Here is a 13,386-nt window from a genome sequence, read left to right as displayed (position 1 = left end):
AAATGATGGACTTCGCGCTACTGCCGCCAGAGATCAATTCTGCGCGGATGTACACCGGGCCAGGAGCGGGGCCAATGCTGGCGGCTGCGGCCGCCTGGGACGGCCTTGCATCCCAGATGTCGGCCACCGCGACCTCCGGTGCCGCGGTAGTCGCGGCATTGGCCGCAGGCTGGAGCGGCCCGTCGTCGACGACGGCGATGGCGGCCGCCCAACGAACCCTCGCCTGGATTCACCTCAGCGCAGCCGAAGCCGAACAGACCGCCGCGCAACAGCGAGCCGCCGCAGCCGCGTACGAGACCGCGTTCGCCGCGACGGTGCCCCCGCCGGCGATCGCAACCAACCGCAGCCTGCAGGCCTCGCTAATTGCCACCAACTTTCTGGGCCAGAACACCGCTGCCATCGCGGCCCTGGAGGCGCAGTACCTGGAAATGTGGGCCCAGGATGCCGGCGCGATGCTCAGCTACGCCGCATCCGCGGCCAGCGCCTCCCAACTGGTGCCGTTCAGCGACCCGCCGCAGACCACCGCCGACCCCGCCTCTTCCCCGGCCGCCTCCGACCCGTCGCCGGGGCTCTCGATCCTGAGCGGCCTCACCGGGCCGTTCTCGCCGCTTTCGTTACTGAACCCCGCCCTCGGCGGCTACCTGTTCGGCACCGAGATGTACGGCCTGCCCTCCGTCTCGGCCAACGTCGCTGAGCTGACCCAGAAAGTCGCGGCCCTGCCGTCACCGGCCACCGGCTTGGAGTTGGTCCACGGCGCGGCCCGACCGCAGGTCCAGCCGGTGGCCGCGTCGACTGCGGCTTCCGTCGGCCGCGCCGGAACCGTTGGGAGGCTGAGCGTTCCGCCGAACTGGATCGCCACCGCCCCGGCAATGAGCCCCGCGACGGAAGTGGCGAAACCCGTGGCAGTCACGCCGATCGGCGACACGGCAACCGGTCGCGGAGTTCTGGCGGGCGAGCTGGCGCTGGCCGGGGCGTCGGGCGGCGCAGTGGCTGCCAATGGCGCCACCACCCGCGTCGTCGCATCCTCCGGCGGCACCCGGGCCAGGACGGCGGCCGGTCCCACGATCTTCGTCATCCACGCCGCCGAGTGGCCCGAAGCACGAGAAGCCTGAGGAGCGGACATGCCCTTCGTGATCACCCAACCCGACCTGCTCACAACGGCCGCCACCCAGTGGGCCGGCCTCGATACGGCGATGCGGGAGGAGAACTCGGTCGCTGCCGCCCCGACGCTGGGGGCACCTCCCCCGGCCGCCGATGAGGTCTCGGCGATGACCGCGTCCCGCTTCGCCGCCCACGCCCAGCAGTATCAGGCGATCAGCGCTCGCGCCGCCGCCCTGCAACAACTGTTCATCGATACGTTGCGAGGCAACGCCGACTCGTACGCCACGGCCGAGGCCGCCAACGCCGCCGCTGTCGACCCGTCCAGTCTCACGACGGTGGTGGGCGCCGCGCAGTCCATCGGTGGCTTCGTCACCGGGCCGGGGCAGGCCAGCGCCGTGGTCAGCGTCATCTCCGGCCTGTCGTCCCGCGCCCAGCATCTGGACGGAGTGTTGAAGGCGACCGACACTGCGGCAGTGTCGAATCCGGCCACCGAAATGGTCTCGGCGCAGACACCCGCTGCGGCCGGCTCCGGTCCGGTCGCCACCGACGCCGCCACGGCGGGCGCTCCCACGCGACTGGCCTCGGCCAGGCTGGCCGCGACGGGCTGGGCAACCGCCGCTGCGGGCGCCGGCCCCGCGCCAGCGATGGCGACCGACGGTGCAGCGACGTCGGTCGAGCCAGGCGCCGGTTCGCTGGTCGGACACGCCGCTGTGGGCGGCGTGGTCGGCGCCGCCGGGGCAAGCAGCGCCTTCGGCTCGGCGAATGTAGCGGTCACCACCGTCACCCCGGACCGCGAGGCGTCCGACCCGCTCCGGCAAGCATTGAAGTCGGTCTCCGAAAAGCCGGAATCCGTGCAGCACTGGCACACCGACAAGGCGCAGCTGGAAAGTCTGCTGGATCAGCTGTCAACCACACCGGGCGTCCACGCCGTGCATCTATCCGCCGGCGACGTCTGATGCGACGGTCAGCCCGGGGCAGACAGGCCGGCCGCCTTCAGCAGCGTCGCCTTGCTGACCTCCCAGCGGGCGCTGACGACCTCGATACCCCAGACCGGAATCGACATCACCAGCCCACGGACGACCACCATCACGGTGTCCATGTAGGCCCGCGCGGAAAACCCTGGGCTAGGCGCATGTAGCGCCTCGGCGGAGGCGACCGCCAGGCCGTAAATGTGTTGCTCCAGCGACTTCACCGTCTTGGCCAGTTGCGGGTCGGTCCAACACGCCACCCACAACTGGGCGACCGAAAGTGCTTGGGGTGTAGTGAATTCGCGCCAGATCAGGTCGAGATATCCGCCCAGGTCGAGCGTGGCGGTCGCGGCCGTCTCTTCGAAGTGGATGCGGGCCTGATTGGCCAGTTCGAAGGCGAGCTGAGCGACCGCGGCCGTCACCAGGTCATCGCGGGTCGGGAAGTGGTACATCACCGTGCTTTGCGACACCGTCGCGGCACCGGCGACGCGGCGCGTGGTCACCGCGACGACCCCCTCGGTCCGCAGCAGTTCGACCGCCGCGCTCACCAATGCTTGACGCGTGGCGGCGCGCTGCTCGGCCCGCGTGCCATTTTTCATTGGGATTCCCCTATTGCATTAACAGGTCCGCCACAGCTAATCTGACTGATCAGATGAACAGTCAACTGAGGCTCGGTCGTCATTTCCGCTGTTCAGGCCTGAAGACCTTGCCATGAGGCATTGTAAGGACACACCGATGACCTTCACGTTTCGTCTCGAGAACACCCGCCGGCCTCTGCAGGCGCTCGCCGTACCGCTGGCCATCGCCTCCGCCGTCACCCTGGGCATGTCCCCGGCTCTGCACCCGGTATCGACCACTGCGTGGAAAACCGTTGCGGCCCAGGTGAAACTGCTGGACACCGAGGCATGGATCATGGGTGGCAGCGGCCTGCCGATCCCGCCGCAGAGCTACATCGACGCGCTCTTTGACCGCTACATCGATCCCGCCACCCCGTTCTTCGACGGCCAGCCCCGCTACCCGGTGGATAAGACGAACCCCCTGTTCACACCGGAAGGTCTCTACCCCAACAGCGGCGTGAAAAGCCTGGAACTGGACCCGTCCATCGCCCAGGGTGTCACGATCCTGCACGACACGATCAACAAGCAGATCGCCGAGGGGAACAATCTCGTCGTACTGGGCTACTCCCAGAGCAGCACCATTTCGACCATCGTGATGCGCGACCTGTTGGCGCTGCCTCCCGACCAACAACCGACCGCCGACCAGCTGTCCTTCGTGCTGCTGGGCGCCCCCAACAATCCCAACGGCGGCCTGTTTGAGCGCTTCGATGTCTTGACCGATGGCAGCTACCCGACCATCCCGAGCCTGGGCATCACGTTCAACGGCGCCATCCCGGACGGCACCCCGTGGGACACCTCGGTCTACACGCTGGAATACGACGGCTACGCCGATTTCCCGAAGTACCCGATCAATTTCCTAGCCGACCTGAACGCTGTCCTGGGCATCATCTACGAGCACACCATCTATCCGAGCCTGACCGCCGAACAGCTGGCGACGGCCATCGAGTTGCCGATGAGCGAGGGTTACGACGGCAACACCCACTACTTCATGATTCCCAGCGAGATACTGCCGCTGTTGATGCCGCTGCGTTCGATCCCGGTCATCGGCGAGCCGCTCTACGACTTGCTGGAACCGAGCATGCGGATCCTGGTGAACCTCGGCTATGGCAGCATCACCGAGGGCTGGTCTTCGGGCCCGGCCAATGTGGCCGCGCCGTTCGAGTTGTTCCCGACAGACCTCAACTGGGGTGAGGTCCTGACCGCGCTGGGCAGCGGGGCGCAAGAGGGCTGGAACAACTTCGTCGACGATCTGTCGAACCTGTCCTTCCCCAGTGCAGCCGATTTCCTGGGTGCCTCGGCGGGCGATGTCACGTCGTTCGCGCTGCCCAGCCTCAGCGAACTCGCCAACGCGTTCAGCAGCATCGCTGCGTCGGCTTACGCGACGCTGCTGCCGACTGCCGACATCCTCAACGCCCTGTTCACCACCGCACCGGCGTATGCATTCGAGGTGTTCGCCCAGGAACTCGCCCAAGGCGACATCATCGACGCCATCGGCCTACCGATCGCCGGCGTCGTCGGATTGGGCACGCTGGCAGCAGGTTTCGAGTTCCTGGCACTCAACGGTGCGGTCCGCGAAATCACCGCGACCATCCAGGATCTCTTCACGGCCTGAGGCCGCCCCCGACTATCCGGCCGCGGCGGCGTCGGCGCCGTCGCGGCCGCCGGGGGCTTCTTTGAGGCCGCGCCAGAACAGGTCGATCATCAGCTCGCCGGCTTCGTCGACGCCGGTGTCGCCGGTGCTGACCCGGCTCGCGATCGCCTCACCGGCACCCACCAGCGCGACCGCCATCAGCTCGAAATCGACGCCCGGTTCGGGCTTACGCGTGCCGGCCCGCAACAGCCGGCCGACCAGCTCGATGATTCGCTCACGGCCCTCGCGCACGGTGTGGGCGAACGCCTGCGAACTGGTGGCCTGGGTGTACATCACGATCCACGACGCCCGATTGGCGTCGATGTAACGCAAGAAGGCACGAATCGTATTGCGCAGCATGTCTTTCGGGGGCTGCTGAAAGTCGATCTCGGTGCGGACCGATTCGACGAAGCGGCGCAGCTCGCGGTCCAGGCATGCCCCGAACAGTTCTTCTTTGGAGCCGTAGTACAGGTAGAGCATCGGCTTGGAGATCTGCGCGGCCGCGGCGATCGAATCCATCGAGGTCTCGTGGTAGCCGTTGACCGAGAACATCTGCACCGCGGCGTCGAGCATCTGCTGTTCGCGCACGGCCCGCGGTAACCGCTTGCTACCAGCTGCCATCGCCTCGAGGTCCTTCCGCGCTCCCCCTCGGCCCGATCTTACCGAAGAGTAACTTGTGTGCTGCTCGTCCCGCCGGAATCACCCGTGGCAGTGCGTACCGGGCTTCTTGACCGCGGCGACGCGCGCCAGCGACGCGTCGACGGCTTCCTGCTTCAGCTCGCCGGCCGACACGGCCTGCTCCAATCGGTCCAACACCGCGGGCACCTCGTCGGTGGTGACCCACAGCGCGATGTCGACACCGGCCTGCAAGCTGCGCAGCACCGCTTCGGCGACCCCGTAGTGCTCGGTGATCGCCGCCATCGACGACAGGTCGTCGCTGAACACCGGGCCGTCGAACGCCGGGCCGTGATAGTCGGTGCCGGTGCGCAGCAGCTTGACCGCCGCCGGGCTCAGGCTGGCTGGGTCCTCGGTCAGCCCGGGCACCTCCAGGTGGCCCATCATCACCGCCACCGGCGCCTCGGTGACCAGGGTGCGGTAGGGCACCAAGTCGTTGTCCTGCAACTGCCTCAGGGGCGGGGTGACCACCGCGCCGGCCGTGTGCGAGTCACCGGAACCGTGGCCGTGGCCGGGGAAGTGCTTGAGCACCGGCAGCAGCCCGGCGTCCCGCAGACCCTGCGCGTACGCGCCGGCGTACTCGGTGACCTTGGCCGGATCCGAACCGAACGAACGGTCACCGATCACGGTGTCTTCGTCGGTGTCGGCGTCCACCACGTCGACAACCGGTGCGAAGTCGACGGTGATGCCAAGGTCAGCCATCTTGCGGCCCCGCTCGGCGGCCAACTCACGCACCTGCGCGGCGCTGCTGGTCTGCGCCAGCTCCTTCGCCGACGGCGACTTCCCGATCAGCGACGACAACCGCGACACCCGGCCGCCCTCCTCGTCCACGCTGACCGCCAGCGGCAGCGGGCCGGTGGGAGCTTGGCTTTCCTTGATCTCCTTCAGCGAGCCATCGGTGAGCATGGACAGTTCGGTCCAGCTACCGATGAAGATGCCGCCGACGTGGTGATCGGTGACCACCGCGCGGGCATCGGCCGCGTCGCGGACCCCCACCATCACCAGCTGCGCCAGCTTGTCGCGCACCGACAGGGCCGACACCTGTGCACACACCGGATCCACCGGCGCGGAGGCCGTCGCGGTAGGCGACGCCGCGGCATCAGACGACGGTGCGGGCGTCTCATCACGGTGCGAGCACGACGTGACGAGGGCCGGCAGCACCGCGGCGGCCAGCAGCAGGCCGGGCAGTTGTCGAGTCAGCGATCCAGGCATCGCACCATGCTGTCACGGCCGGAACCGCCGGGCTCATGAAGGCCCACGTGCTACGTTGGCGGTCGGGGCCCAAGCGGGGGCTGATGTTGATGGCGCCCCTGATCTACGTCACGAGAGTGCAGAAGGAGCCTGACCATGCCTCGGTTCGTGGTGCCGGCCGCCATAAGCATCGTCGTGGGGGTGTTGCTGGGTGCGGCTGCCGTCTTCGGGGTCACACTGATGGTGCAACAAGACACCAAGCCGCAGATCGCCGGCGGCGACCCGCAGTCCTCGGTGCTGAACAGGGTGGAATACGGCAACCGCGGCTGACCTGCGGACGCCGGCAACGCCTGACCGTCCGTCGGCAAAGCCGCAGGCTGTAACACCGTTGTCCCGGCGCTGGTTGTGGCTGGTCGGCGCCGTCTCTCTGACTCTCAGCCTGCTGCAGGCGCCCGGACGGATCTCTCCGGACACCAAGCTCGATCTGACCATCGCTCCGCTGCGCTTCCTGGCTCGTGCCGCCAACCTGTGGAGCAGCGAACTGCCGTTCGGCCAGGTGCAGAACCAGGCGTACGGCTACCTGTTCCCCCACGGCACCTTCTTCCTGGCCGGAGATCTGCTGGGGCTGCCCGGCTGGATCGTTCAGCGGCTGTGGTGGGCGGTGCTGCTCACGGTGGGATTCTGGGGCCTCCTGCGGGTCGCCGAGACGTTGCGAATCGGGACCCCCACGGCACGGTTGATCGGCGCCTCCGCGTTCGCCCTGTCGCCACGAGTGCTCACCACTTTGGGTTCCATCTCTTCCGAGACGCTGCCGATGATGCTGGCCCCCTGGGTGTTGCTGCCGGTCATCCGTGCGTTGGGGGCGCCACGGGATCCGGGCCAGGACATCCCGGAGCGGCCCGCACGGGTGCTGGCCGGACAGGCCGGGGTGGCGGTTGCGTTGATGGGCGCCGTGAACGCGGTCGCGACGCTCGCGGGGTGCTTGCCGGCGATCATCTGGTGGCTGTGTCATCGCCCGAACCGGCGCTGGTGGCGGTTCACCGGCTGGTGGCTGCTGGCACTGGCGTTGGCGGTGACCTGGTGGGTGGTGGCCCTGCTGCTGCTAGGCAGCGTCAGCCCGCCGTTCCTGGACTTCATCGAATCGGCCGGCGTCACCACCCGGTGGACGTCGCTGACCGAGATGCTGCGCGGCACCCACAGCTGGACACCGTTCGTCGCGCCCAATGCCACGGCCGGGGCACCGCTGGTCACCCGCCCGGTGATGATCCTGGGTACCTGCCTGGTGGCGGCCGCGGGTCTGGCCGGACTGACCGGCATGCTGTCTCGGCGCTCGCCCGGCGCCGGACGGCTGGTCACCATGCTGCTGGTTGGGGTGACCCTGCTGGCCATCGGCTATGCCGGTGGGCTGGGCTCGCCGCTGGCCCACTCGGTGCAGGCCTTCCTGGACGGAGCCGGGGCGCCACTGCGCAACCTGCACAAACTCGAATCGGTGATCCGGATCCCGCTGGTCTTGGGGCTCACCCATCTGCTGGGCCGCATCCCGCTGCCGGGCAGCGCGCCGGCACTGGTGTGGCGACGCGCGTTCGTCCATCCCGAACACCACAAGTCGGCCGCGGTCGGCCTGGTGGTCCTGACGGCGCTGATGGTCTCGACGTCACTGGCCTGGACCGGCCGGCTCACCCCGCCCGGAACATTCAGCGCGCTGCCGCAGTATTGGCGCGACGCCGCGGCTTGGCTCGCCGAGCACAACAACGGCGGGCCCACCCCCGGCCGGGTGCTGGTGGCGCCGGGGGCGCCGTTTGCCACCCAGACCTGGGGCACCAGCCACGACGAACCGTTGCAGGTCCTCGACGCCGGCCCGTGGGGCGTGCGCGACTCGATCCCGCTGACCCCGCCGCAAACCATTCGGGCGCTCGACTCGGTACAGCGCCTGTTCGCCGCCGGCCGCCCGTCCGCAGGGCTCGCCGACACCCTGGCCCGACAAGGCATCTCCTACCTGGTGGTGCGCAACGACCTGGACCCCGATAACTCCCGCTCGGCCCGGCCACTGCTGGTGCACCGCGCGGTCGACGGCTCACCGGGATTGCAGCGGGTGGCCCAGTTCGGCGATCCCGTCGGGTCAGGCACCGTCCGGGGATTCGTCGCCGACAGCGGCCTGCGGCCGGCCTATCCGGCGATCGAGATCTACCGGGTCGGCGATCCCGCGGCCGATGCAAACCCGGGAGCGCCCTACCTGACCGACCTTGACGCGATGCCGCGGGTCGACGGGGGCCCGGAGGTGCTGCTGCGACTCGACGAACACCGCCGATTGCGTGGAGAGCCGGCGCTGGGCCCGGTGCTGATGACCGCCGACGCCCGGCGCGCGGAGTTGGGCACACCGGTGGTCACCGTCACCGACACCCCGCTGGCTCGTGAGACCGACTACGGCCGGGTCGATGACCATTCGTCGACGATCCGCGCAGCGGGCGACGCCCGGCACACCCACAGCCGGGTGCCGGACTATCCGACCCCGGGCGCCAGCACGGTGTTCGGCGGCTGGCTCGGCGGCCGGCTGACCGCGTCCAGCTCGTCGTCGGACGCCACCACCCTGCCTGACGTCGCACCGTCGACCTCGCCGGCAGCCGCCATCGACGGCGACTCGGGAACCGCCTGGGTGTCCAACGCCCTGCAGTCGGCGGTCGGCCAATGGCTGCAGGTGGATTTCGACCACCCGCTGACCAACGGCACCATCACCTTGACGCCCAGTGCGACGGCGGTCGGCGCGCAGGTGCGGCGGATACAGATCTCAACGGTCAACGGCACCACCACGTTGCGGTTCGACCGCGCCGGGGAGCCCCTGATCGCGGCGCTGCCGTACGGCGAAACCCCCTGGGTCCGGATCACCGCGTCGGGCACCGACGACGGTTCCCCCGGGGTGCAGTTCGGCATCACCGATTTGGCGATCACCCAGTACGACGCCTCGGGCTTCGCGCATCCGGTCGACCTGCGCCACACGGCGCTGGTTCCCGCGCCACCCGCGGGCGCTCACGTGACGCAGTGGGACTTGGGTGCGGGCTTGCCGGGCCGGACCGGCTGCGCGACAGCTGACGGCGCAGTGCGCTGCGCGGCGTCGATGATGCTGGAACCCGAGGAGCCCGCCAGCTTCAGCCGCACCCTGAATGTGCCGCGGCCTATGTCGGTGACCCCGACCGTGTGGGTGCGACCGCGTCAGGGTCCGAACCTGGTCGACCTGATCGCTGAGCCGGGCGCCTTGCGGGCCCGCGGTGACGCCGACGTGCTGGACGTGCAGGGGTCGGCGTATGCCGCGGCCGACGGTGACCCGGGCACGGCGTGGACGGCGTCGCAGCGAGTGGTCGCGCACCGATCCCCACCGACCCTGACCATCACGTTGCCGCGGCCGGTCAAGGTGACCGGCGTGCGTTTCACGCCCAGCCAATCCCCGCTGCCGGCGCATCCCACGCTGGTGGCCATCGACCTGGGCTCCGGTCCCCAGGTCCGGGAGCTGGGGGAATCCGACGATCAGCAGGTGCGCTTGCTGCCGCGGGTCACCGACACGGTCACGATCAGCCTGCTGGGGTGGGAGGACGTGATCGACCGCACCGCGATCGGCTTCGATCAGCTCAAGCCGCCGGGGCTGGCCGAGGTCAGTGTGCTCGGCGCCGACGGACGTCCCGTTGCCCCCGCCGATCACGCCCGCAACCGGTCACGTCCGGTCCACGTCGACTGCGACCATGGGCCGATCATCGCGATCGCCGGCCGGTTCGTGCACACCTCGATCACCACCACGGTCGGCGCGCTGCTCGACGACAAGCCGGTGGCGGCGCAGGCGTGCGATCTGCGTCCGATCGCGTTGCCGCCCGGCGCACAGGAATTGCTGATCAGCCCGGGACCGGCGTTCGTCGTCGACGGCGCGACGCTATCGGGGCCGTCCGCGGCCACGAGCACAGCCGCGGCCACACCGGCGGTGCTCGGCACGTGGAGCGCGGACGGGCGTGAGGTGACGGTGCCCCCCGCGGCAGCCGCTCGGGTGCTGGTCGTTCCGGAGAGCATCAACAGCGGGTGGGTGGCGCGCACGTCGGACGGCACGCGCTTGGCTCCGGTGGCTGTCAATGGATGGCAGCAGGGCTTCGTGCTGCCCGCGGGAACCGACGGCCCGATCACGCTGACGTTTGGGCCCAATCGGATGTACCGGCTCGGGATGGCCGGCGGACTGGCTCTGCTACCGCTGCTGGCGTTGCTGGCCTGGTGGCCAGTGCGGCGGGTCCGCGATCCCGGCCCGCCGGCAGCACCGTGGGGACCGAGCCGGCGCGTGGCGGCGACCGGTGCGCTGACAGTCGGCTTCTTGATCGCCGGGACCGCCGGGGCGGCGGTGTTCGGCGCCGCGATGGTGTTGCTGTTCGCATTGCAGCACCGGCCGCACGCATTCGATGTGGCCCGGCTCGGGTTGAGCGCCGGCGGCCTGATCACGGCGGGCGCGATACTGTGCCGGCATCCCTGGCGGTCGGTGGACGGCTATGCCGGCCATTCCGCGGGGGTGCAGCTGGCGGCCCTGGTCTCGGTAGCAGTCCTCGCCGCGACGGCGGTGGTCGCGCGCGGTGGTCGCAAGCTCGACGGAGTCGAGGGCAGCGGGGCACCGCAATAAGCACAGCCGACGGAGTCGGGCGAAGCGGGCCAGCGCCCATAGACGCGCTCCGTCACGACTGCCCCGTGCATACCGCCGGGGCGCCGCCACGGGGCCGGTGGGGCCCACGTGGCATCGGCGGCCGAAGCACGCAGCTACTGCGCGGCTTCGAGCTTCTCGATCTGCGTGTTGAACAGCTTCACCAAGTCCTCGGCGTGCGTAGCGTCATCGGATCCGTCGCTCTCCACACGCAACCCGATGTCGTTGCTGGTCGCCACGACGAGCACCCCGCGGTAATAGCCGGAGATGGTGGAGGCGGTGATCGAGATCGGCAACCGGATGGCGGCCTTGCTGGCGCTGGTGATCACGGTCGCGACCGCCCACGGCGGCACCCCGTCCGCATCCAGCGGGTTCATCTGGATGTCGGTGGTCACCGAGCGCCCACCCTGTTCGAAGGTCTGCTTGAACGTCTGGCACTTCTCCACGAACCGCTTGAGGTTCGGGCGGTCCGGCGTCAGGGCCAGTCGCACGCGCATGGTGTGCAGGCCGCCGGGCTGCAGCTTGGCCAGCGTCGCCGTCGCGGTCTGCGTGGCGGAGGAGGGACTGGAGTAGAAGTCGGCGCATTCGGGCGGGTCGACCGTCAGATTGGGCATGTCCGAGGGCGTGTCGCCGGCGCTGTTCACCCCACTGATCCACTTCCCGCCGGAGGGGTCCGGGAACGAGGACCGCTCCACCAACATCTCCGAAGTCAGATCCTTGATGTCGGGTTTGCGAGACGGCTTTTCCTCTGCCGTGAGTCGGCCACCCAGGCTCAGAACCAGCCCGGCGACCACCGCAACCACCACTGCAGCCGCGCCCAGCGACAGCCACAACACCTTGCGTGACCTGGGCTCAGGCGCCGGAACCGGCCACGGCGCACCATAGGCCGGATAGCCCCCGGGAGCCACGCCGACAGCGTCGTCCTCCACCCATAGCGCCCAGCCCGGGGGCGGCGGCGGCCACGTCGGATCCGGCGCCCAGTTGGCATCCGGCGCCCAGCCAGGTGGCGGGGGCGGCCAATTGGGCGGTGGGTTGAAACGCATCGGGCGACTCCCGTATCGATGTACTGACGCTGGCTCGTGGCGAGCCTACGCGGTTCGATGGTGGCAGGCTGGACATGCACTCTCACACCGCAGCGCTTTCGAAGGAGGCCCGCGTGCCCGCAACACCGATAGCCACGACCAACCCGGCCACCGGCGAAACGGTCAAGACGTTCACCGCCGCCAGCGACGCGGAAGTCGATGCCGCGATCACGCGCGCGGCGAATCGCTTCGTCGACTACCGCCGCACCGATTTCGCGCAGCGCGCCAGATGGATGCACGCGGCCGCTGATCTGCTGGAGGCTGAAGCCGACGAGGTCGCCGCGATGATGACCCTTGAAATGGGCAAGACCTTGACCTCGGCCAAGGCCGAAGCACTCAAGTGCGTCAAGGGCTTCCGCTACTACGCCGACCACAGTGCGGAGTTGCTGGCCGACGAGGTCGCCGACGCGTCGAAGGTCAATGCGTCCAAGGCGTTCGCCCGCTATCAGCCGCTGGGAGTGGTACTGGCGGTGATGCCGTGGAACTTCCCACTGTGGCAGGCGGTCCGCTTTGCCGCCCCAGCCCTGATGGCTGGCAACGTGGGCCTGCTCAAGCATGCCTCGAATGTGCCGCAGACCGCGCTGTACCTCGCCGACCTGCTAGGCCGCGCCGGTTTCCCCGACGGCTGTTTCCAGACTCTGCTGATCTCCTCGGGTGCCGTCGAGCGAGTGCTGCGCGACCCGCGGGTAGCGGCGGCCACCCTGACCGGCAGCGAACCCGCCGGGCGTTCCGTCGCCGCTATCGCCGGCGACGAGGTCAAACACACCGTGCTGGAACTGGGCGGCAGCGACCCGTTCATCGTCATGCCCTCGGCCGACCTGCCGGCCGCGGTACGTACCGCGGTGACCGCGCGGGTGCAGAACAATGGCCAATCATGCATCGCGGCAAAGCGATTCATCGTCCACACCGACATCTACGACGACTTCGTCACCCAGTTCGTCAGCCAGATGTCGGCGCTGCGGGTCGGCGACCCGACCGACCCGGACACCGATGTCGGACCGCTGGCCACCGAATCGGGCCGCGACGAGGTCGCGCAGCAGGTCGATGCCGCCGCCGCGGCCGGCGCCGTGATCCGTTGCGGTGGCAAGCGCCTGGACCGCCCGGGCTGGTTCTATCCGCCCACCGTGATCACCGACATCAGCCGTGACATGGCGATCTTCACCGAGGAAGTGTTCGGCCCGGTGGCATCGGTGTACCGCGCCGCCGACATCGACGAGGCCATCGAGATCGCCAACGCCAGCCCGTTCGGGCTGGGGTCCAATGCCTGGACCCGCGACGAGGCGGAGATCAGCCGGTTTGCCGACGAGATCGAGGCCGGTCAGGTCTTTATCAATGGCATGACGGTGTCCTACCCGGAGCTGCCGTTCGGCGGGATCAAGCGATCCGGATACGGCCGGGAACTCTCGGGTCACGGCATCCGGGAGTTCTGCAACCTCAAGACGGTGTGGGTGGCCTGACGCCG

At 69.2% G+C, this 13,386-nt stretch carries 9 protein-coding genes and 1 pseudogene; 6 read left to right on the top strand and 4 right to left on the bottom strand.

Going from position 1 to position 13,386, the window contains the following annotated elements; genetic code table 11:
- Positions 1 to 5 precede the first annotated feature (5 nt).
- Together ACKY0X_RS01125 and ACKY0X_RS01120 are read left to right on the top strand one after the other, a co-directional pair.
- A complete protein-coding gene (locus tag ACKY0X_RS01125; protein ID WP_409429770.1) occupies positions 6 to 1,112 on the top strand; it encodes a PPE family protein in 1,107 nt (368 codons plus the stop codon).
- Positions 1,113 to 1,121: 9 nt separating this feature from the next.
- Positions 1,122 to 1,412: pseudogene (locus ACKY0X_RS01120) on the top strand (PE family protein); the annotation flags it as partial.
- Between the two features lie 653 nt (positions 1,413 to 2,065).
- On the opposite strand, the gene ACKY0X_RS01115 reads toward ACKY0X_RS01120, so the two are convergent.
- On the bottom strand, positions 2,066 to 2,668 hold the full coding sequence (locus ACKY0X_RS01115) for a TetR/AcrR family transcriptional regulator (RefSeq protein WP_409427962.1): 603 nt from the start codon (positions 2,666 to 2,668) through the stop codon (positions 2,066 to 2,068).
- Positions 2,669 to 2,804: 136 nt separating this feature from the next.
- Here ACKY0X_RS01115 and ACKY0X_RS01110 point away from each other — a divergent pair, with 136 nt between their 5' ends.
- Positions 2,805 to 4,298 (top strand): PE-PPE domain-containing protein, encoded by a 1,494-nt coding sequence (locus ACKY0X_RS01110; RefSeq protein WP_409427961.1) that lies wholly within the window; start codon positions 2,805 to 2,807, stop codon positions 4,296 to 4,298.
- Between the two features lie 12 nt (positions 4,299 to 4,310).
- Here ACKY0X_RS01110 and ACKY0X_RS01105 read toward each other — a convergent pair whose 3' ends face one another.
- Both ACKY0X_RS01105 and ACKY0X_RS01100 read right to left on the bottom strand, forming a co-directional pair.
- Entirely contained in the window at positions 4,311 to 4,937 is a 627-nt protein-coding gene (locus tag ACKY0X_RS01105; protein WP_047320473.1) for a TetR/AcrR family transcriptional regulator, read from the bottom strand.
- 78 nt (positions 4,938 to 5,015) lie between these two features.
- Positions 5,016 to 6,203 (bottom strand): glycoside hydrolase family 3 N-terminal domain-containing protein, encoded by a 1,188-nt coding sequence (locus ACKY0X_RS01100; protein ID WP_409427960.1) that lies wholly within the window; start codon positions 6,201 to 6,203, stop codon positions 5,016 to 5,018.
- Between the two features lie 135 nt (positions 6,204 to 6,338).
- On the opposite strand from ACKY0X_RS01100, the gene ACKY0X_RS01095 reads away from it, so the two are divergent.
- Together ACKY0X_RS01095 and ACKY0X_RS01090 are read left to right on the top strand one after the other, a co-directional pair.
- Positions 6,339 to 6,512: a DUF2613 domain-containing protein gene (locus tag ACKY0X_RS01095; protein ID WP_013827163.1), complete on the top strand. Its 174-nt coding sequence runs from the start codon at positions 6,339 to 6,341 to the stop codon at positions 6,510 to 6,512.
- Between the two features lie 58 nt (positions 6,513 to 6,570).
- Entirely contained in the window at positions 6,571 to 10,824 is a 4,254-nt protein-coding gene (locus ACKY0X_RS01090; protein ID WP_409427959.1) for an alpha-(1->3)-arabinofuranosyltransferase family protein, read from the top strand.
- Between the two features lie 134 nt (positions 10,825 to 10,958).
- Here the strand turns inward: ACKY0X_RS01090 and ACKY0X_RS01085 are convergent, their stop codons facing one another.
- On the bottom strand, positions 10,959 to 11,885 hold the full coding sequence (locus tag ACKY0X_RS01085; protein WP_409427958.1) for a hypothetical protein: 927 nt from the start codon (positions 11,883 to 11,885) through the stop codon (positions 10,959 to 10,961).
- Between the two features lie 113 nt (positions 11,886 to 11,998).
- Between ACKY0X_RS01085 and ACKY0X_RS01080 the strand changes: the two genes are divergently transcribed.
- Positions 11,999 to 13,381, top strand: coding sequence for an NADP-dependent succinic semialdehyde dehydrogenase (locus ACKY0X_RS01080; protein ID WP_409427957.1), 1,383 nt, complete (start codon positions 11,999 to 12,001; stop codon positions 13,379 to 13,381).
- Positions 13,382 to 13,386: the final 5 nt, after the last annotated feature.

This window comes from Mycobacterium sp. SMC-11 (assembly GCF_046250095.1).
In the GTDB taxonomy this organism is placed as follows: domain Bacteria; phylum Actinomycetota; class Actinomycetes; order Mycobacteriales; family Mycobacteriaceae; genus Mycobacterium; species Mycobacterium heraklionense_A.
Note: the sequence above shows the minus strand (reverse complement) of the source record. Positions and strands in the feature narration are given on the sequence as shown.